23 protein-coding genes are annotated in these 20,353 nt (G+C 49.1%); 3 read left to right on the top strand and 20 right to left on the bottom strand.

From position 1 onward, the window contains the following. Positions 1 to 166: 166 nt before the first annotated feature. The 10 genes from ACEW81_RS03120 to ACEW81_RS03075 all read right to left on the bottom strand — a co-directional run bounded on the left by ACEW81_RS03120 (position 167) and on the right by ACEW81_RS03075 (position 10,258). Positions 167 to 574, bottom strand: a complete 408-nt coding sequence (locus tag ACEW81_RS03120) for a hypothetical protein (protein ID WP_373531509.1) — start codon at positions 572 to 574, stop codon at positions 167 to 169. A 96-nt stretch (positions 575 to 670) separates the two neighbouring features. Continuing rightward, a complete protein-coding gene (gene flhA / locus ACEW81_RS03115; protein ID WP_373531508.1) occupies positions 671 to 2,782 on the bottom strand; it encodes a flagellar biosynthesis protein FlhA in 2,112 nt (703 codons plus the stop codon). Then, entirely contained in the window at positions 2,779 to 3,939 is a 1,161-nt protein-coding gene (gene flhB, locus ACEW81_RS03110; protein ID WP_373531507.1) for a flagellar biosynthesis protein FlhB, read from the bottom strand. The genes flhA and flhB overlap by 4 nt, the downstream gene beginning before the upstream one ends. Positions 3,940 to 3,956: 17 nt before the next feature. Continuing rightward, complete coding sequence (gene fliR, locus ACEW81_RS03105; RefSeq protein WP_373531506.1) at positions 3,957 to 4,742, bottom strand: flagellar biosynthetic protein FliR; 786 nt, start codon at positions 4,740 to 4,742, stop codon at positions 3,957 to 3,959. Between the two features lie 44 nt (positions 4,743 to 4,786). Further along, positions 4,787 to 5,068: a flagellar biosynthesis protein FliQ gene (gene fliQ / locus ACEW81_RS03100; protein ID WP_373531505.1), complete on the bottom strand. Its 282-nt coding sequence runs from the start codon at positions 5,066 to 5,068 to the stop codon at positions 4,787 to 4,789. A gap of 10 nt (positions 5,069 to 5,078) precedes the next feature. Further along, positions 5,079 to 5,861, bottom strand: coding sequence for a flagellar type III secretion system pore protein FliP (fliP, locus tag ACEW81_RS03095; RefSeq protein ID WP_373531504.1), 783 nt, complete (start codon positions 5,859 to 5,861; stop codon positions 5,079 to 5,081). A gap of 98 nt (positions 5,862 to 5,959) precedes the next feature. Further along, the gene (locus ACEW81_RS03090) at positions 5,960 to 7,090 is read right to left on the bottom strand and encodes a DnaJ C-terminal domain-containing protein (protein ID WP_373531503.1); all 1,131 of its coding nucleotides are present in this window, start codon (positions 7,088 to 7,090) and stop codon (positions 5,960 to 5,962) included. Positions 7,091 to 7,220: 130 nt separating this feature from the next. Next, positions 7,221 to 8,351, bottom strand: coding sequence for an LptF/LptG family permease (locus ACEW81_RS03085; RefSeq protein ID WP_373531502.1), 1,131 nt, complete (start codon positions 8,349 to 8,351; stop codon positions 7,221 to 7,223). Between the two features lie 12 nt (positions 8,352 to 8,363). Then, complete coding sequence (gene lptB, locus ACEW81_RS03080) at positions 8,364 to 9,083, bottom strand: LPS export ABC transporter ATP-binding protein (protein ID WP_373531501.1); 720 nt, start codon at positions 9,081 to 9,083, stop codon at positions 8,364 to 8,366. 59 nt (positions 9,084 to 9,142) lie between these two features. Further along, positions 9,143 to 10,258, bottom strand: coding sequence for an LptA/OstA family protein (locus ACEW81_RS03075; RefSeq protein ID WP_373531500.1), 1,116 nt, complete (start codon positions 10,256 to 10,258; stop codon positions 9,143 to 9,145). Positions 10,259 to 10,486: 228 nt separating this feature from the next. Here ACEW81_RS03075 and ACEW81_RS03070 point away from each other — a divergent pair, with 228 nt between their 5' ends. The 3 genes from ACEW81_RS03070 (at position 10,487) to ACEW81_RS03060 (ending at position 13,495) form a co-directional block, all read left to right on the top strand. Further along, entirely contained in the window at positions 10,487 to 11,143 is a 657-nt protein-coding gene (locus tag ACEW81_RS03070) for a molybdopterin-dependent oxidoreductase (protein WP_373531499.1), read from the top strand. Between the two features lie 187 nt (positions 11,144 to 11,330). Further along, positions 11,331 to 12,590, top strand: coding sequence for a hypothetical protein (locus tag ACEW81_RS03065; protein WP_373531498.1), 1,260 nt, complete (start codon positions 11,331 to 11,333; stop codon positions 12,588 to 12,590). Next, positions 12,587 to 13,495 carry a hypothetical protein gene (locus ACEW81_RS03060; protein ID WP_373531497.1) on the top strand — a complete coding sequence of 303 codons (909 nt, stop codon included), beginning with the start codon at positions 12,587 to 12,589 and terminating at the stop codon, positions 13,493 to 13,495. The genes ACEW81_RS03065 and ACEW81_RS03060 overlap by 4 nt, the downstream gene beginning before the upstream one ends. Positions 13,496 to 13,590: 95 nt before the next feature. Here the strand turns inward: ACEW81_RS03060 and rpsP are convergent, their stop codons facing one another. The 10 genes from rpsP to ACEW81_RS03010 form a co-directional block, all read right to left on the bottom strand. Continuing rightward, on the bottom strand, positions 13,591 to 13,905 hold the full coding sequence (gene rpsP / locus ACEW81_RS03055) for a 30S ribosomal protein S16 (RefSeq protein WP_373531496.1): 315 nt from the start codon (positions 13,903 to 13,905) through the stop codon (positions 13,591 to 13,593). 74 nt (positions 13,906 to 13,979) lie between these two features. Continuing rightward, positions 13,980 to 14,444, bottom strand: a complete 465-nt coding sequence (locus ACEW81_RS03050) for a hypothetical protein (protein WP_373531495.1) — start codon at positions 14,442 to 14,444, stop codon at positions 13,980 to 13,982. A gap of 146 nt (positions 14,445 to 14,590) precedes the next feature. Next, a complete protein-coding gene (locus tag ACEW81_RS03045) occupies positions 14,591 to 15,019 on the bottom strand; it encodes a hydrogenase iron-sulfur subunit (protein ID WP_373531494.1) in 429 nt (142 codons plus the stop codon). A gap of 15 nt (positions 15,020 to 15,034) precedes the next feature. After that, positions 15,035 to 16,180 (bottom strand): cytochrome b N-terminal domain-containing protein, encoded by a 1,146-nt coding sequence (locus ACEW81_RS03040; protein WP_373531493.1) that lies wholly within the window; start codon positions 16,178 to 16,180, stop codon positions 15,035 to 15,037. Between the two features lie 24 nt (positions 16,181 to 16,204). Next, on the bottom strand, positions 16,205 to 16,516 hold the full coding sequence (locus ACEW81_RS03035) for a hypothetical protein (protein ID WP_373531492.1): 312 nt from the start codon (positions 16,514 to 16,516) through the stop codon (positions 16,205 to 16,207). Further along, entirely contained in the window at positions 16,513 to 16,839 is a 327-nt protein-coding gene (locus ACEW81_RS03030; RefSeq protein WP_373531491.1) for a hypothetical protein, read from the bottom strand. Before ACEW81_RS03030 ends, ACEW81_RS03035 begins: the two co-directional genes overlap by 4 nt. Then, entirely contained in the window at positions 16,839 to 18,341 is a 1,503-nt protein-coding gene (locus tag ACEW81_RS03025) for a cytochrome b N-terminal domain-containing protein (RefSeq protein WP_373531490.1), read from the bottom strand. Before ACEW81_RS03025 ends, ACEW81_RS03030 begins: the two co-directional genes overlap by 1 nt. Further along, positions 18,342 to 18,992, bottom strand: a complete 651-nt coding sequence (locus ACEW81_RS03020; RefSeq protein ID WP_373531489.1) for a QcrA and Rieske domain-containing protein — start codon at positions 18,990 to 18,992, stop codon at positions 18,342 to 18,344. Then, complete coding sequence (locus ACEW81_RS03015) at positions 18,993 to 20,141, bottom strand: hypothetical protein (protein ID WP_373531488.1); 1,149 nt, start codon at positions 20,139 to 20,141, stop codon at positions 18,993 to 18,995. Positions 20,142 to 20,160: 19 nt separating this feature from the next. Beyond that, the gene (locus ACEW81_RS03010; RefSeq protein ID WP_373531487.1) at positions 20,161 to 20,337 is read right to left on the bottom strand and encodes a hypothetical protein; all 177 of its coding nucleotides are present in this window, start codon (positions 20,335 to 20,337) and stop codon (positions 20,161 to 20,163) included. Positions 20,338 to 20,353: the final 16 nt, after the last annotated feature.

The raw sequence follows: 20,353 nt of genomic DNA, 5'->3' as shown, positions 1-20,353 counted from the left end.
CTTGCGAATTGAGTTCCAACACACCTTTTTCCTTTGGGGAAAACGGTAATTATTAAATCGGACGAAACCCTGAAAGCTTTAATACTTTTCCAGCATCGCCTTGACTCAATACCCCATTATAACAACAGTTGGCCAAAAAGGGGAAATTGGCCGGTTCAAACCGAAATCAGGAACTGGTGTCAGGAGTAGGTGGCTCCCCCTCCAATTCCGGCTCCGGTGGGTCTTCCGGGTATAAATCGTCAAGCTTTTTGCCCAAAGCCAACTCAGCGGGAGAACCCATATTTCCATTTCCATCCGTCGCAGGCAAGCCCGAAGAAGCCCCTTCTTTTTTGTTGTCATTCGGGGTTCCGTGGGGATTAGACAGAATATCCCCAATCATAAAACCGATAATGGCCGCCGCAAAAGAACCAAGCAGGCTAACCGCCAGCGTTTCCACAATCGCCATTCCCGAAAAACTTTCGGTGGTGATGGCCGCAAAATCCATAGGCCGGGTTTGTTGGTAAAAACCCGGCACTGAGGTCACTAAAAACGTAATGCTCCAGCACAGGCCAGCAACTTTCATGGGTAACTTCATACCAAACCACACTCCGGTTTCAGAAAAAGGGTGTTCATCTCCATCCTATAATTTCTGGAACAATTAATCCGGTTACTCACACCTTTAATCCTCCACCTAGGCGAGCTGGGCCAAATCCACCCGCACCGAGCCAACGGCGGTGGCTTTCACGCTAGGGCCAATTTCGTTATAGGACAACACCGCAATTTGCGGCAGCATCCGATCAATCATGCGACGAAACGGCAGCCGCAAACGGGCGTTACACAGCAATACCGGCTGCACCCCGTGGGCACCGATTACCCGTTCAATTTCCTGATTGAGGGCCGCAAACAGTTTTTGGGTAAAGGCAGGCCCCATGGCCAGGGTTTGCCCATCCTGCGTTAAGCCTTGAGCCATTTGCTCTTCCACCATGGGGTCCAGAGTGACCACAGGCAACTCTCCGGTATCCGGGTTTTGATGCTGCTTGCAAATACTGCGAGACAACGCCATGCGTACCTGCTCGGTCAGGTAGTCAGGCTCTTTGCTCACCCGGCAATGATAGCTGAGGGCTTCCAGAATGGTAACCATATCCCGAATGCTGACTTTTTCCCGCAACAGGTTTTGTAAAACAATCTGGATTTCAGCCTCAGTCAGGGTATCCGGCACCAAATCGCCCACCAGGCTTTCGTTCACCTTTCTGGTATTGCCCAGCAAGTTCTGCACATCGCCTCGGCCCAGAATTTCGGCGGCGTTTTTCTTGATCATTTCGGTTAAATGGGTAGATACCACCGAAGAAGCGCTTACCACGGTATAGCCGACCATTTCGGCCTGCTCTTTCTCATCCGATTCAATCCACAAGGCAGGCAACCCAAAAGCGGGTTCTTTGGTTTCAATGCCTTCAATGGGTTCAGTAATATCAGGATCGGTACTCATAGCCAGCCACAAATCGGCCATCACCTCCCCTTGCTCAATGGTCACCCCCCGTAGCTTGATGTTGTACTGGTTGGGCGGCAACTGCAAATTATCTCGCACCCGAATGGAAGGCAGCACAAAGCCAAATTCCAGCGCGATTTGCTTACGAATCTGGGCAATGCGATCCAGCAAATCGCCCCCTGCCTCAGCCTCTATTAAAGGCACCAGCCGGTAACCAATCTCCAGCTCCAGGGTTTCCACTTGCAGCATATCCAGTACATTTTCGGTGGTGGTTTTCTTTTTTTGAACGGTTTTGGCCTTGCTGTCTTCCAAAACCTTCATTTCGGCCTGTTCCCGCGTATTTTTAACCAGTAAAAAACTACCGCCTATGGCCAAAGCGCCCACCACTAAAAACGGCAGGTTGGGCAAACCGGGAACCATACCCATCAACAGCATCAGGCCGCCCATAATGGCTAAGACTTTGGGGTTCTGGAACATTTGTCCCCCGATTTCATCCCCCAGAGACATTTCAGAATCATTGACCCGAGTTACTAAAATACCAGTGGCCGCCGAAATAATTAAGGCCGGTAACTGAGACACCAGACCATCCCCCACCGATAAGGTGGTAAAGGTGGCGGCGGCCTGTTCCAAAGGCATTCCCATTTGCAAAACACCAATAATCAAGCCGCCCACAATGTTAATCACCGTAATGATAATGGCGGCAATGGCATCGCCTTTTACAAATTTGCTGGCACCATCCATGGTTCCGTAAAAATCGGCTTCTCGCTGAATATTCTGGCGGCGCTGCTTGGCCTGCTTCTCATCAATCATGCCCGCGTTCAAATCGGCATCAATACTCAACTGCTTACCGGGCATGGCATCCAAAGTAAATCGGGCCGCTACTTCCGATACCCGGCCCGCACCGTTGGTGATAACAATAAAGTTGATAATGATGAGGATGATGAAAATCAGCATACCCACCACGTAGTTGCCACCAATGACAAAGTTCCCGAAGGCATGCACCACCTCTCCGGCCTCGCCATACAGCAAAATCAGGCGGGTGGTACTCACGTTAAGGCCCAAACGAAACAGGGTGGCAAACAGCAGCACGGTGGGAAAGGTGGAGTACTGAAGCGGCTCCTGAGTGTATAAGGTGACCAGCAAAATGGTAACGGATAAGGCAATGTTCAGGGTCAAAAACACATCTAGCAAAAAGGGCGAAAGGGGAATCACCATCATGGTGACCACAAACACAATGCCGACGGCCAGCAGCACATCGTTGTGCTTCAGCAGGTCTTTCCAGCCCAGTTTAGGCAGGTTTTTGAAAGGGGAACTCATTCGCTAGCATCCTCCCGCTTTCTCTGAACCGCCGCTTTCCGGGCCGCCTCTTTTTGGGCCGCTTCTTTAGAGCGTTTTTGGGCGGCCATCCTGCGTCCCTTGTTTTTGGCGAACACAAACGCCAGCACTTCGGCCACGGCCACAAACAAATCTGGCGGAACCATGCATTCCACCTCAATCACCGGATAAAGCGCACGGGCCAAAGGCTTGTTTTCCACCATGGGAACCCCTGCCTCTTTGGCCACTTCCTTAATTTTTTGGGCGAATATATCTTTTCCCATGGCCACCACCACCGGGGCAGGGGCAATGTCTGGATCGTATTTCAGGGCAATGGCGTAGTGGGTGGGGTTGGTAATCACCACGTCGGCGGTGGGCACTGCCGCCAGCTGACGGGTGCGCATCATCTTCATTCCCATTTGCCGCATGCGGCTTTTCATCATGGGATCGCCGTCAATGTTCTTGCGCTCATCTTTAATATCCTGTTTGGACATGCGGAGTTGCTTTTCCATCTCCCAAGCCTGATAGCGCCAGTCGGCCATACCAATAATGAGAAACGAGATACAGCCCCACTTGGCAATTTCGCCTGCCACGCCCACAATCACGCCCCACGCGGTGGGTACTTCCAGGGCGCCCAACCCCATCAACTCCTGCAAGTGGCCACGAATGACCGAATAGCCGCAAGCCCCGATAATACTCATTTTAATAATGGCCTTCACCACTTCAATGACAGAACGCATTGAAAAAAGGCGTTTAAACCCGTTCAGTGGATTCAGCTTGTCCAGCTTGGGAGCAAGCGCTTGCATGGTAAACAAGGGGCCTACCTGGGTGAGGTTGGAGATAATGGCCATTACGCACACCGATAGCAAAAAGGGCAACATCAGCCAAATCATGGACTCCAGAGTACCGGCAAACAACCCCTGAAAGGTTTCCTTGCTAAAAGGCTTGAGCGCCATGGGGCTGGTTAACAGCTTGCCAAAGGAATATTGCATTTGGGCGTAAACGGTATTAATGGTGTAAGGTCCCATAGACCCCATCATCCAGGTGACCGCGATTAAAACCAGCGCCCCGTTAAAATCCTGACTTTTGGCAACCTGCCCCTTGTTCCGCGCGTCAGAGACACGCTTGCCAGTTGGCTTTTCTGTCTTTTCTCCAGACATCTTCTGCTAGCCTCCCCTCACGTCTTGTAAAGGCCCAGCAGGACCTTGACGAGGGTGGCGTAATGTTCTCCCAGCAAGGTGCTGAGATAAGGAAGGCTAACCATCATGGCAAAAAGGCCGCCGCCCACTTTAACCGGCAAGCCCACGATAAAAATATTCATTTGCGGCATTACTTTAGCCACAAAGCTCAACGCGATTTCCAGCAAGATCAATATAGACATCAGCGGCACACTCACCATCATGGCCATAATAAACATATCGCCGCTAAGCCGGATAAACCGTTCCGCCATCAAGCCTCCGGTTAAGTTCCCTTCCCCAATAAAATGCCCCAAAGGAATGGCATTGAAACTTCGATCCACGCCCACAATCAACGCATGGTGAATATTCAGATTCAAAAACAACAGCGCCGCAAAGTAGAAAAAGAACTGCCCAACCACCGCCGACTGGGTATTGGTAACCGGATCCAGCAAGTTGGCGATGGACAGACCCATTTGCATACTAAAAAATTCCCCGGCAATTTGCAGGGCAATAAACACCAGATTGGCCGTAAAGCCGATGAGAATGCCTAAAATACTTTCCTGAATCGCCAATAGAGCAAACTGAATTAAATCTTTGGGAATGACCAGATTGCCCGCGTGCAAGGGAAACAGAATGAGCGCAATGGTAACCGCAAAACCCACCTTAACCTGATTGGGAATGTTGTGCATGTTGAATAACGGGGCGCTGGCCATCATTCCGGCAATGCGAAACAGCACCAGTAGGAAGCCAATCACGGTATTCAGGGTCAGCAGACTCAAATCCAAATGAACGAGGCTCCTTGGGTAATTTTTGGGGGTAATTTTTGAGGTTACTTTTTGGGCGCTTGGGCCACTTCAATCAGGGTTTCAAAAATCTGGTTGGAGTAATCCAGCACCATCTGGGTCATCCACGGCCCTGCCAGAATGAGTACCAAAAAGGAAGCCAGCAGCTTTGGCACAAAGGACAAAGAGGCTTCCTGAATCTGGGTAACCGCCTGAAAGATAGAGATAGACACCCCCACCATCAGGTTTACCAGCAACATGGGGGCCGATAGCAAAATAATCAGCCACAACGCGTTTTGCAATAAATCAATAAAGGCAGATTCTGTCATGCGCTGTCTCCTAACCAAATCCGGTGACAAGCGACTGGGAAATCAAGTGCCAACCATCCACCAGCACGAATAACACCAGCTTGAAGGGCAGGGCCACTGTGGCGGGCGGCAAAAACATCATACCCATGGAAACCAGCACGCTGGACACCACCATATCAATAATCAAAAACGGCAGAAAAATGATAAACCCAAGCTGAAAAGCCGTTTTAAGCTCACTAATGGTAAAAGCGGGCAGCAGAACGTGGGTAGGCACCTCGCCCCGGTTTTTGGGCTTTTTTAATTTGGCCAGACTCATAAACAATTCCAGATCCTTGGGCGCGGTTTGCTTGAACATAAAGGTTCGAACCGGCACCATGGCCTTGGTTAACGCTTGCTCTTGCGGCATTTGCCCCTTTAAATAAGGCTGAAACGCCTCCTTGTTAATTTGGGTGAAGGTGGGGGACATCACAAAAAAGGTTAAAATCAAAGACAAGCCAATAATCACCTGACTGGGTGGCAACTGAGGGGTACCGATGGCTTGGCGCACCAGAGACAACACAATCACAATGCGGGTAAAAGCGGTGCCCATAACCAAAATAGCGGGCGCTAAAGTAAGCACGGTGAGCAAAACCAGAATTTGCAGCCCCTTGCTCACTTCCTGGGGATTGGTGGCAGAGCCTACCTGAATATCCACGGTAGGAATCCCCAACTGGGCCATAGCCGGAGGGGTCAGTAGGCACGCTAGCGCCAACCCCAGCATCAGCAGGCCCATTATTCTCAATCCACGATCAACCCTGAGGCCAGTCCCGCTCATCCGGCAATACTCCACACTTTCACCACGTTCCTCCATAGTATGGAGATTTTTCAGGCGGCGAACATCATCCGAACGATGTAGGCCCGCTATTCACTTTTTTAGCGAGGCTTTTTGGGGCTGGGCTTTTCAGGACGCAACCGGGCCAGTTCCTGATACAACTCTTTTTCTCGGGCCGACAAATGATCGGGAAGCACCACCACCACGGTCACAAAATGATCCCCCTGCGTCAGGCCACTTTGCACCCCTCGTTCCTTCAGCCGAAACACCTTACCGGGCTGAGTACCGGCTGGCACGGTCATTTTAACGCCCCCATTCAGGGTGTTGACCTCAATTTCACAACCCAATACGGCATCGGTTAACGCAATCGGCACTTCCCCGTAAACATCCATGCCCTCTATGCGTAAGGCCGGATCAAAGCTGATTTCAATTTGCAGAAACAAGTCTCCGCTTTCCGCACCCCCCTGCCCCCTCCCGCCTTCCTTGGCCACCCGAACTTTGGAACCGTTTTTAACCCCCGCCGGAATGCGCACATCAATTTTTTTCAGACGAATTAAAATCTTTTCCCCATGGCACACCGGGCAAACCGCCCCATTCACTTTTCCGGTGCCGGAACAACGGCGACAAAGCTCGTTATGCTGAACATTGACCGTTTTAACCACCCCTTCTGAGGCTTCCTGAAGGGCAATCACCGTTTTTACATGCACATCCTCGCCCCGAGCGGATTTTTCGGAGGGCTTACCGCCGCTTTCCTTGCCGGTTTTAAACACGCCTTCGGTGGATGAGGCTTGATTAGACTTGTCCTGAAACCCTTTTTTCAAAAAAGATTCAAACAAATCGTTAATAGAGGTAGTGCTTCCCTTGGTTTGCGCTTTGTCCTCCGGCGTTTTGTCGGAAGGAGGGGCAGTGGTTTTTTTCTCGCTGGGTGGGGGAGGCGTAGCTTTTCCTTTAGCCTGCTGAGCCGCCTGTTTTTTATAAGCGTTTTTGCCTTCAGTGGCGCTGCCTTGCTGCATGGCCTGCAAACTGGCATCATGCATGGCCCGCTTATCCGGGTTGCTTAAAATTTCATACGCTTCATTAAGTTGTTTGAAGCGTTCTTCTGCCTGGGTATTGCCAGCGTTCAAATCCGGGTGATGTTGCCGGGCCAGTTTTCGAAAAGCCTGCCTGACCACCTCTGCGTCCGCAAAGGTTTCCACCCCCAAAACTTGATAATAGTTTTTGAACATAGCCATGCAATCGACTTGGTACTTTCACCCTTACTCGCTTTTTCCATTTTAGAGCATCTTGAAACACTCTCACCATATCCACCCGGACGAGATCAACCTGAAACCGATTTAAAACGGGAAAGCGGTGAAAAAAACGCTATCCCTGTGTAGGGCGCAACGAGTGCAATACAAGCGTAGTTAAAATAGCGGCCATTAAAGGAATCCAGGCCACCAGCCAGGGGGCAATCAAATCCAGCGAACCAAAACTACCGGAAAACGGCACCAGAATACTGTAGAAAAAGACCACAATCACACCGAACAACAACCCATAGACCCGGTTGGTTCTGACCCGTTCCATGCCCAGCAAAGCGCCCAGCAAGGCAAAAATAATGGTGGCCACAGGCGCAGACCACTTCTGCCAGACCCGTACTTCAAAAAACGGCACATCCTGCAACTGGCCGCCTTCTTTCATCAAGCGAATGTATTGCCGTAGCTGGCCCCAAGGCATAATCATGGGGTTTTGCTGGGTGTAATCCAGCAAAATGGCGGCGTATTTATCCGTTCTGATTTGTTGCTGACTGAATTGACGGATATCGTGGTAAACGCCATCCTCATCCAAAACATACTCAATACCATCCTTCAGTTCCCACTGATGGCTTTTGGGCATCCAGCGGCCCGTATTGGCCCGAATGATTCGAGAAATTTGTACCCCCGCCTGAGGGGTATCGGTATAGTACAAAATAATAAAATCCGATAATTCCGGCTTCTGGATTTGCCCAATTAAAAAGAACTTGCTGAGCTTTTTATCGTGATTTTTTTCCACAAACAAAAAGTTGCGATCAGGCACGTCCTTTAATTCGGCATCCGTATAATATTTTTCCAGCCAATTGGCGGTATTAGGAATCACCCACTCGTTTACCGCCGCGTGAAACCCGCCAAACAGCAGGCCAATCCATAGTACTGCCGCTAAAATACGGGCAGGGCTAATGCCACTGGCCAATAACGCCACCAGCTCATAGTTCTGGCTAAGCCGCTGAAACAGAATAATGGTTCCCAGCAATACGGCAATGGGAATGGTTTGCGGCAACACTTGCGGCAAATGCAGCAAAAACATCACCAGGCCCTGCCAAGGGCTGATTTGTCCGCCAAAAACGTACTGGGTCAGTTTAAACAAGGTTTCCGGGGCCAGCCAGATAATACTGAACAGCACCACCGCAAACAGCACAATCAAAAAAAGCTGGCTACCTAAGTACCAGTCCAGCAGGGAGAAAAGTTTGGTCGATCTCAACGTTCCGTACTCCTACAAGCTGAAGTCTTCGCCCAGATAGGTTCGGCGAACCATTTCATTCTGGGCGACGGCCACGTTGGTACCGGAGAAAATCAACTTGCCATCGTGAATAATATTGGCGCGATCAACCACCGACAAGGTGGCCCGAGGGTTGTGATCGGTGAGCAAAATGCCCAGTCCCCGCTCTTTCAGCAATACAATTAACTTTTGAATATCCTGAATGGCAATGGGATCAATACCGGTAAAAGGCTCATCCAACAGTAAATACTTGGGATTGGTGGCAATGGCCCGGGCAATTTCAACCCGACGTCGCTCCCCCCCAGACAGGCTGATGACAGAAGCGGCTCTCAGCTTGGTGATTCCGAACTCCTCCAGCAATGTATCAATACGCTGCTGGCGTTCTTTGGCGCTCATTGGCTGAAATTCCAGTACCAGCGCCAGGTTTTCTTCTACCGTTAAGCTGCGAAAGACCGACGTTTCCTGCGGCAAATACCCAATACCCGCCTTGGCCCGCTCATGAATGGGCAACCCGGACAGGACCCGATCATCCAGCGAGACAGTGCCCCCATTGGGCTTGACAATGCCCACCACGGAATAAAAGGTGGTGGTTTTTCCGGCCCCGTTGGGTCCCAGTAAGCCTACAATCTCGCCCGGATTGATATCGAAAGAAATGTCGTTGACCACAGGACGACCGGCATAACTTTTACGAAGATGTTCAACGATGAGGGGCATAGGGCAAGAATTCCAAACTCAACCAGATTAAGACGGAGAAAGACCGAAGGGCGTTCTAACTAATAGTCCGAGGCCTCATCGGAGGGCAAGGCTTTAGCACCCGTAGCAGGCCCTTTGGCAGGCGTGGCGGCCGGTTGCTGAGCGCCTTTGTTTTCGGTTTTGAAGTTCACTTTTACATTGCCTACCGCGTCAAAATTTTTGGGATTGGTGGTAATGGTAATTTTATCGGCGGTAATTACCCGGCCCGGCTCGGTAATGGTGGGGCGTCCGGTCAGGAAAATGCGATCCAGATCATTGCCCTTCAGCTTAAAAGTGGCCTTGGGACCCACGGCCACATAATCATCGTAGAGAATTTTGACATTACCGCTGGCCATCATCACATCGGATGATTTGTCATACTGCTGATAATCTGAGGTAATAATTACCTTGGTGGGTTTAGCCGAAGCCGGGGTTGTGGTGGGCTTGGCAATGGGCGAAGGGCTTTCTTTCAAATTCACATTGGTGGTTACATGATTTTCAGCGATCAAATTCCCGGAATCAACCATCACCGTAATGCGATCGCCGTTAATGACACTGTTTTCCTGCTCTATTTTAGCCCCACCGGAAAAAATAACCCGGTCTGCCTTGCCATCGGGCTTCATGCGAACGTTGGCGATAGAGCTAAAAGCACGAGAGCCTTTATAATCCACCTTTACGTTACCGCTGGCTGAAACCACCTTGTTTTTATTGTCAAATTCCTGAGCATCGGAGCGAATTAAAAACGGGGCAGCGGCCACGGTGGCAATATGAGACACCACGTTTCCCAAAGCCCCGTAACGATCTTCGGCCAGATAAACCTTGATAACATCGCCCACAATGTTATCTTCACCCACATTGGGCTTAATGCGCTTGAAGGTGGGCCGATTGTAAAAGTTAGCCACTTGCGGCTTCCCAGCGGCATCCATATCCACCTCGGCCTTGTTGCCGGTAATCCGCATATCCTGAAACGCAACGGTGACATGCCCGCTGAGTATATATTTCTTTTCTGGCAAGTTATAAGACTGTTTATCCGCGGTCATGCGAATATTACTGGGATCAGGGGTAATGGCCGACGTTGCGGCCGAAGCCAACACCACCTGAGAGAACATGGCCAACAACGCCATAAGGGCTAATCGTTTAAAAACGGAACGGCTCATAAACACCTGCGGAGGTTTCCTGAGGATTGGGGGATCACTCATCACGACTTTTGTATCATCCTATGATAGAACAAACGCTGTATTTTGAAGAGATGCAAAATCAGCCGCTTTGTTCAAATTCATTTCAGGCAAAGCTCAAGCACAGGAAAGCACGGATCGGCCCAATCAAAAATTTCCTTCGGCGAAAAACTGTGGGGGCTCTAAGCCGCTTATGCTAAAATGAGCCTCATGTTTTACAGTCTTCACAATCAAACCTTGGGTTCCGTTACCGATAAGCCGGACCAGCTGGGCGTTAAGTCCAATAACCCATTCCCCAACTGGCCTGCCAGCTATATGGATGGTTATAAAAGCGTTGATTTAAACCAATGGGCCATGGAAGTGAGTGGGCTGGTTGACAAGCCCCAAAGCTTTTCTTTGAAAGATTTTGCCCAATTTACCCGTATCCAGCAAAACAGACGGCTGGTATTCGCGGATGGCTACACCTACCGCGACACCTGGGAAGGCTTTGTGGTGCAAGAACTGTTGCACCGGGTTTGCCCCCAGCCAGAAGCCAAATACCTCAAGCAAACCAATTTATGCGGGCATGTGGAATATTTGCCGTTGAAAGACCTATATACACAACGGGCCTTGTTTTGCGTAAGAGCCAGTGGTAAAACCCTGCCCGCCATACACGGCGGCCCCTTGCGCCTGATGATTTTTGATCGCTATGCCCACAAAGGCATGGGCCAACTGGCAAAGCTGGAACTCGTGGAAGAGGAGCATCCCGGCCACTATGCTTGCAAAGGGCATGATTCCGACGCCATGATTCAACCAGGCAACTACTACGCCAGCGATTTAAACAGCATGCAAGTGATTCAAACCCCCGGTGAGGTCACTCAGTGGTAAGTGGGAACCCATTGACCAAATCCCCGTCCTAACTCACAAAACGCACGTTCAACAAGCAGGGGCTTGTTAATTTTTACGAAGAATATAGAGCCTCTCAGAAATCGGTCGCCGTTGGCCGGTTTTATTGGGATAATATCTTTATTCAGATTCGGATCCAGCACCCCTGAAATACAAGGCCAATCGCGCGATGAGTAAAACGACTGCACCAGCCACCTCGCCTGTTAAATCATGGATGGGAGTCGTTTTGGCGGCCAGCATTCTGTTTACTCAAGTTAATAGTAGCTTTGCGGCAAATCCTGCCCAAAAAGGCTTGGTAGAGCGAGATTTTTTACCCCCCGTGGCCAGTATTAACGCCAAGCTGGTTGAAAGCGTGGAGTCAGGCAGTGAGGACTTACTGGAGCCTGTGGCCTTGTCCGCCGTTCAAAGCCCGGTTTTACAAGCCTCACCCAAAATAGAAAAGCTCAATACAGACTTAAGCGTACACATTAAAACCGATCAACTGGAAAACTTGCTGGAAATCCAGAGAAGGGTAGATGAAGCCGATTTGGAATCTCTGTGGGAAGCCACTATCCAGAAAAATCCGGTCATTCGCTTCTCTTTGGAAAAACTGGCCACCCCCAGCGATCTACAAACCAAGCAATCCAGCCGGTTTATGACCAAAACCCTGAATATGCTGATTTCAGGAGCCACCATGGTTCCCGCCATGTTACCCGGCGCCAGCGTATACCAAAACATGGGCAGTATGGCCATGGGGAACGCCTTGCAAAATATGGTGAATGGTAAAACCCAGGTCAATGTAGGCAGCCTGTCCGCTACAGAGCAAATTCAGCTGGCCAGCCTCATTGATGAACTGAAACTGCGACTGATACACAGCTATCAGGATTACAAAAATACCTTGCAAAATCTGGCCCAAAGCCATCAAGTGACCGTTAAAAACAACGCCATTTACGCCAAAGCCCTATCCTCCAAAAACGATTTGGCCATTATGGCCTCAGGAGCCGCCTACTATCAGTCGGTTCTCAGTGAAACGGCCTTGCGGCAAAAAGCAAAATTAAACCGTGTGCAACTGGAGCGGCTGGCTGGACCCGAAGCTGTTAACCGACTGGAGTTAGCCGTCCATGTCTCTGAAAACACCAGCACAGCAAGCGCCGCGCCGACCAACAACCGCTCTGGATCCGAGGATTTGGTAGGCCCCTTGCCCATTGAAACCGCCGCACCCCACAACACCGCCAGAATCACGGAAATGGTTGGCCCGGAACTTCCGCCCGCCAAGATTAAGACGCCGAAAAAGACCGTGCAGAACAACAAAAATTTCAAAAAATACGAACTGCCACAGCCCATGGAAATCGGCCCTCACCTGCAAGAAAGCAGACACATTGAGCCGCTCAATATTTCACAGGCTACCCACAACGCAGGGCCAGAAAACCCGGAGAACCCGTTTCAATGAAAAAAACCAACCAACAGGTTTTGGCCCTGAGTTTGATACTGGTAACCGCCATCAGCCTGCCGTTTAGTGCTTTGGCACAAGGCAAAGCCAAGCCAGCGGCAGCTTCCGCCAAATCTTCAAAAACGCATGCCGTTGAACCCAAGCCCATTTTAGATGAAGCGGCCAAAAAAGAAATTAACGAAGTCGCCAAAAAGCTGGACCCCGAAACCCGTAAAAACATGAACCAGCTTGCGGAGAATATGGAGCAAGAAGACAAAACCATCTACAACGAAGTCCGGGACGAGGAAGAACTTGCGCTAACTGACATCGGCATGCTTTGGGAAGCGGCGGTAGAGCGCAGCGGAACCATTCGCTACGCCATTGAAAAACTGTCCCGCAGGGACGCAACCGGTAAGCCTGTGGAAGGCGATAACTTTTCCAAACGAATGCTGGGCAGTCTGGTCCATCTGGGCGGTGTAGCGGGCAGTATGTGGACCGGAACGCCTGCCGGATTGATTGGTTCAGGCATGATTCAGGATTTGATGAGTGGCAACCCCACCGATTCTGCGCTGGCCAGAGTGACTGACGCCGATATGGTGATTTTGGCCAAAGAAGTAGAAGAGCTGCAGAATCAGCTGATCACCCTGTACTACAATTACAAACACTCTAAAGAAAGACTTAGCCTGGCTCAAGAAGCACAAAGCACCATGCTGAAGTACGGCGAGCAGGCCGAATTAAAAAGCACCAAAGATACCGAGGCCCTGAAGCCCTTAATGCAATCCCTGATGGAATCAGCCCGTCAGGAGGTTCAGAATGCCGAGCAGGCCCTGAGCAGCAACCGATCCGCCTTAAGTGGAGTGGTAGGCCCTACCGCCATTGCCGCTTTGGACCAGTCAAGCCCAAAAAACGTCAGCCTGGGCAACTAATTTAGTTTGCTAGTTAAGCAAAAGTTGTAACTCCCATTAAAAAAGAGGCCTGTTGTTAGGCCTCTTTTAATGATCGAGATTGATGGCAGCAAAAACTACTCGGCGGTAGCTTTCGCTTTTTCAGCCGCTTTCTTAGAAAGCTTGTCCCGCTTAACTGACTCAAGCTTAATCAGGTTTCCACCTTCATCAGCTTTTTCAATCAGCTTTTTAGCGGTATCACTAGGCTGAGCGCCTTTGCTAATCCAGTCCAAAGCAGCTTGCTTGTCCAGTTTTAATTCTTTGGAGATTGGATTGTAGTACCCCAACTCAGACAAAGGCGCACCATCGCGACGATTGCGAATATCGGTAACCACGATCCGGTAAAACGGACGGTGTTTGCGGCCTTGACGCTTCAAACGAATCTTAACCATAGAAAGGGGAATCTCCTAGTTTTTCACATGGACACACAGATTAAGGTACCTTTGTAGCACAAAAATAATTGCGCTTACAAGCGACTTTTTCTTTGATTACGCAAAGAATTCAGGAAAACCAGATTTCCGATTGCCAGATAAGTTAAAAACAAAATCGCAATGCTGCTAATCATCCAGGTGTTATGCCCGTCGCTAATAAAGCCCACCTTCCAGGCATTGCCGTTTTCAGCAAGCACCAGCCCGTAAATGGCCAACAGCAACATATAAACACCGAGTAAATGGGGCAACAAACAAACAATGACAATCGCCACCAGGAATTCTGCAATCAATAAAAGTCCATAGCCGCCCCACACAACATCGGAGGCACTAAAATAATTGTGCAGCATCCCGGACAGGGTTAATGGAATGGCGCACAAAAGCAAAAAGCACGAGCCCGGCAAAATAATGGGCCAAAACTCTTTAAAAAACCAATGAAAACGCCCTTCAGCGTTAGTCACATCAAAATGATGGCCTTCATGCGGGTCTGGATGATTAGACATACGCTTCTTCTCCTATCTAGCTCTCTGCAATGATACCAAAGCTGGCGATCAATAAGATCAAAGCGAAGTAAAAGAGAAAAAACCAGACATATTTGATGAAAAGCGTAATATCCTTGCGTTCTTCCATATCCATCTCTTCCTATGCCTTACTTCGCTGCCTTAGCGGTCGATTTAACTTCAGGAGCTGGCAATGCTTTGCAATCCTCTACAAATTGACCAACCATTTCGCTTAATTTGTCGTACTCAACCGCAGAAAGCCAATAGCCTTGAACTCTGCGCTTGTCTACGCTGGGCTTAAGCTTAGGCATGCGCTTGCCCACCAGCCGATCGCGGCAAAACTTATTGCCTTCACGGTAGTGGCAATCACCCATCCGGCAGCCCAATGCAAACGTACCACTGGCCCCGTTTTTTAACGCGGTTTCCAGCATGATGGGCTGGATTTGACCGCTACAAGGTACCCGGATAATTTTGACAGAAGGATGATCGGTCATGTTGCCTTGTTCATCAAGCTTGCCTTCAAAATCCACGCTTCGCTCGCAGACCAGGCCGATTAGTTTTGTATTGTCAGTAGTCATCACTCTTTTTCCTTCTTAAGAAGTGGTCAAAGCGGCTTCGATTTCAGCTAACACGTTGTTGGTTTCGCGCCGGGGGATTTCAATAGCCTTAAAGGCGCAAGCACCAACACACAGGCCACAGTTTGCGCAACGACCCGGATCCACAACGGCCAGCCGCTTGAAACGTGTGCCATCGTTGCCACGATCAACCATTTCAATGGCCTCATAAGGGCAATCGTTATAGCAAAGCGAGCAACCCGTGCAATTCTCACGAACAACGGTTGCAAACTGATCACGCAAGGCTTTCTTTTGCAAATAAGGCAAAATAAGCAACCCGACCGGAACAGCCAACACCAAAAGCACAACCAGCAAAGGATCCACTTGTTGAGCGGCCAGATACTGGGGCCAAGCGTACAACAAATCAAAATTCATCACAGAGCTGACAGAGGTTAAGGAAGGGGTCGCCAAAGGGTCATTGGCGTTCAGTATTTGCAAACTAACCGGAAAGGCCGCTGAAAAAAGAAACAAAACACCCGACAGCATAACCACCAAAGCCAAAGGAGGCTCTGAAACCGGCCGTGTAATACGCAGGTAGTGTAACCACAACATAAACATCATGAACAAGGGAATGCCCAAGTGCAAAAACATCATCCGGGTCAGCGTGTAATCGGTAATCATTTTACCGGCAATTAAAAACTCGGCCACCGCGCTGCCAATTAAAGGGGTCTTGCTCACCAGGTTAAAGGTCATATTGGCAAGGGTAACAGCTTCTTGGTCCCAAATTAGCAGATAGCCAGTTAAACCAATGGTAAAGGTAATGATTAACAAAACCACACCAGTCACCCAAGGCACAATGCGGTATTCCCGGTAGCGATCGGTGAACCAAACCCTGAACATGTGTAGCATGACGAAAATCATCATCCCGTCACTGGCGTACCGGTGAATAGAACGAAAGAGGTTCCCAAAAGGAAGCTCAAAAGTAATGTATCGGACAGAGGCGTAAGCGGTGGCAAGTGTTGGCTGGTAATAAGCAAACAAAAGCAATCCGGATATAAACAAAGCCCAGATAAAAAAGTTGGGTAACGCTCCGTGATAATAGAAAGGGTTATATTTTTGGGAAAAAAGGTCATTTAAACCCTTTTCTAACCACAAAGTCGCTTTTTGTAACGGTTCGGTATACACGGGCTTGGCTCCTTTTTAGCTCGTCTATTTCTTGGAATTCGGCTCATCCAGTGCAGTATAGATTTCATCTTGCGAGCCGAGCAAAATATAGGAAACGCTGACCGCAAATAAAGTCAGGCCAATGGCCCAACTATACTTTTGCAGGTTGGGAAGAATGACTTTATTGTACTGAGTCAATATGGCAACCGGCTCCAAAAGCTCTTGGGGTTTGCCATTAACAAATTTAACCAGCCAAATGCTACCTTCGGCACTAAACATGACCCATAGGCCAGCCAAAGAAACAACCGCAATCAGCAGAGCGGCCAGGTCTCTCCAATAACGTTTCAACACATTCATTGTGTAATTCCTTTATCTTCAGCACGAACGCTCAGCAAAAAACCACGCCGAATCATCCATTCAAAAAGTCTGACTGGCTTCTGCACATTGCCTTTTCCTTTTTCATGAACGTAGCTGTCGTAAGCCAATACCGCAATGGAAACAAACAATAGCACCATTACCAATGCCCAGACAAAAGCGTTCAAAAGATTCGGACGCAAGGTAAAAGCCCCAAATGTCCTGAAGCCAAACGATGCAGCAACCGTAGCGATTAGAAAGAAAAACCACCACATTGGCCGATTTAAAGGCTTCTCCCTATCACTTTTAGAAAAAGTGGTTGGCATTAAGCAGTCACTCCTTCAGGTTGCAAGGTGCCTGCGCGTTCATCACGACGAGCCCGGTCTACCCAAAACAAGAAGGCAGCCAACAGAATCTGTGCGATGGAATAGCCAAACCACAGCAGATTCCAGTACAGGTTGGTGAAATCAATACCCACAGCAGCACCATGGAACATCATTTCAAACCAGGCAATCATGCTGTGACCACCAAAAGCGCCAGCCAGCTTGGAGTTTTCCACCACCAAGTGCCAGAAAAAGAGATAAAACGTACTGGCAGCCAGGTTAAATAACATCCACACAGTCATTGGAAGACGTTGTTTATACATGCTCCAATGCCAGAACTGTCCAATAGTGATCATCAAAATCAAATGGCCAAACCAGTAAGGCGGATCCGTTTCAATGTTAGCCATGTTGGCGATAATCAACATGGAGAACACCATAAACTCAATGGCCGCCATAATGCCAATGGTTGTAAACAATGGGCGCTTCAACCAGTTGCGCTCAGGACCAAAATCTAAAAAAGTCAAACCAATGGTTACAAAAGGAATACCCAAAGTCCAAAGTGTGGCCCAGTAAGGATCCATGTATTTCAGCAATTGGTATAAGGCCAGGAAGTACCAGTCTGACAAAATAGGCAGAGGGGTTACTTCAGGGTTGGCGCGCGTACCAGATTCCGCGGGGAAAATAATGGCGGTTACAACCAACATGGCAATCACCAGAAGCACCAAAGGTTTTTTGAGGTTGATGCGCTTCAAACGATTTTTGTAGAAATAAATTTCAGAAATCACCAGCAAAATTAAAGATAATGCGAAGTGCAGAGAGTAAAAACGGGTCATGGTAGCCTGACCAATAGAACTTCCTCCCATTAAAATTTGAGAGGTGCTGAACCCTTGATGGGTTAAATTACCAATTAACTGGGTAACCGCCCCAACCGCGTTGGGAATAAACCAGGAACCCTTGTAATTGGCAAAATCCCAAGGCCAGGTCCAGTTAGCGGGTGTAATGTCCAGGTAGGTGGGGAATGTAGCGAAAACCTTAGTGGCCCAAAAAGCCCGCTGGTTCCAAATCAGCAAATACCCACTCAAGCCTGAATACATGGCTATAACCAACAACAAAATACCCAAAATAAAAGTTAACTCACCCTTATTTTTGTATTCAGCCGTAAACCACATGCGGTAGACCCGAAGGGTAGCGGCGATAATCATGGCGTCGCCACTATACTTATGCATTCCCCTTAAAATAGAACCCCAGGCGTTGTGAGAGATAATATCCACCGAGTTAAAAGCCTGAGCGGTGGTCGGTAGATAGATAGCAACCAGAATAACGCCCGTAATGAGAACCAAAACCCAGCACAAGTAATACAAGGCGCCCAACTGGTACCAGGGAGACTGTGCTTGTAAATCGACTTTGGTTTCATCAAAAAGATCGATTTTCTGAACCCGCTCTTTCAGCCAATTAACGGCTTGAGCAGGGAGTGCTTTGGGGTCAAAAGAATTTGTGGCTACCATTTAGGCGATACCTCCTGCCTCAAGCGTGGTAATAACCAGCTTGGAGCCTACCATATCGAACTGAAACTGTCTGGGCGGACGAGGAGCAGGCCCACTCACCACTTTTCCGGCCAATAACTTACCGCTCACATCCTGAGACTGAAGCGGATCGTAAACGCTCAAGTGGCAAGGACAAGCGAATAAAGGATTGTTGGCGGAAGGATAGTTATAAGCCGCTGCCTCCGCAGGATCCGGCAAAAAGTTAAACACACAGCCCATGTGAGGGCAAATCCGGCTGACTACCAGAAAATCCGGTTTTCCGTCTTTGTCTTCAGGCAATCGAACGACAAAACCCGGAATTTTACTGGCTTGAAAGTGCTTAAACGTATATTCTTTGCTTTGCTGGCTAAACGTAAAAGGCTGAAATGACCAAGGGGTAGGAAAGCTGGCCAAATCAAATTCCACGTTTCGTTCAGCGGTGGGCATATCGGGTTCTTTAACCAAACCCTTGGTGCCATGCCACTCGGTAGGATTGCCCGATAAATCCCAGCCAGTACTCTTTAAAGGACCGGAAGAGGGACGTAAATAACGGAAAAGAGGAGAAACAAACAGAGCCAACGCGCCCAATACGGGAATGCTGACAATCAGCTTCAAAAAATCTCTTCGGTTCATTTATTGAGCCCCTCCTTGTGTTTGGGCGTGTCCTGCAGCATTGCCAGGCACTACAGTATTTTTAGGAACAGGTCCCACATGGGTCATACCGCCTGTAATGGGATCCGCCGGCAAAATGGTGTAATGGTGGCCCTTATTGGGTCCATTATTTTGCATAGCCTGAGACCAGGGGCGATTGGTGGGCATGGGACGACAGCTTTCAAGCTGAAGCAAGCCCGGTGGGGGGTTCTTGGCTTCTGCCATTGTGTCTGGGTTCAGATCATTGTCATACGCCCAAGTACGAACATAGCGAACCGTGTTCATCAATAACTGATTGTCAAAAATATAGGTCGGCTTGCCCGTGTCTTTGTCCAAATTGACGTTGCCGTACCAAGCGGGCATAGCAGAAGGGTAAATACCTTCACACAAGTACTTCAGCAATTGGGCATCCGTTCGGTTATAGACACGACTATACTGCTGGAAATTGGCCGGAGCAGGCATCAGGTTCTTCACCTGAGGCGCGTCATGCAGCTCGTGATTTCCGGTTTTACCAGTATGCAAGAAGCCATCGCCTTGGCCCTTAGAACCGTGGCAAACCGCACAGTTACCGCTGAAAATACTCGCCATGGTGGTTTTTGGATCAGGAGATTTTATATCGCCAGCACCCGCCAAATAACGAGCGTAAAAAATAACAGCCCAGCGCTCATCAGGGTTGAGCGAATCTCTAAAAGCAGGGTGCCCTTTGGGCAGCACAGCTTTACGTTCAGAGGTCAGCAAAGCCGGAACAGGTTTGCCATGCTCATCAATGAGTTGTTTCACTTCGCCTCGGGTCAGAAAGCGATAAAGGTCAATGGGCGTAGTGTAGGCCAGATCGGTCTTTACCTTTTGAGTTTGCCAGTAAGAAGTGGCGTGGCATTTGACGCATTGCTGCTGAAAAATTTCCCGGCCTTTCATTAATGACGGCGGCTTGGAGGGGAAAGCAAAATCTTCATCACTCAACTGCTGATTAAAAACGGGCTGGGAAACCAGGTTAATATCACTCTGCTCAGCATTCTTAACCGCGCCTGTACAGCCAGTCAAAAAAACCGTCAATGAAACCACAGCGGTCAGAGCTAACGTTTGTACCGGAAGCATTTTTTTATCAATCTGCTTGTTTAACGAGAAGTCCATGTATATATAGCCTTTTTGCTTAATATCCAAAAAACTGAATCCAGGAAATAGAGGCCCAGCCAACAATCAGGATGAAAAAGAGCCACAAAAACCATGGCACTTTATGCTCACCAACCTCAAATTCATCGTAAGGCTTGGGCAGACTGGCTTCGTTGTGCGAGGCCAGTTTTTCAGTTGTATTGTTCTCTTCAGACATGAGGGAAAACTCCGTT

Origin of the sequence: Vampirovibrio sp., from assembly GCF_041737375.1 — a bacterium.
Lineage (GTDB): Bacteria > Cyanobacteriota > Vampirovibrionia > Vampirovibrionales > Vampirovibrionaceae > Vampirovibrio.
This window is presented reverse-complemented; position numbering and strand designations above follow the sequence as displayed.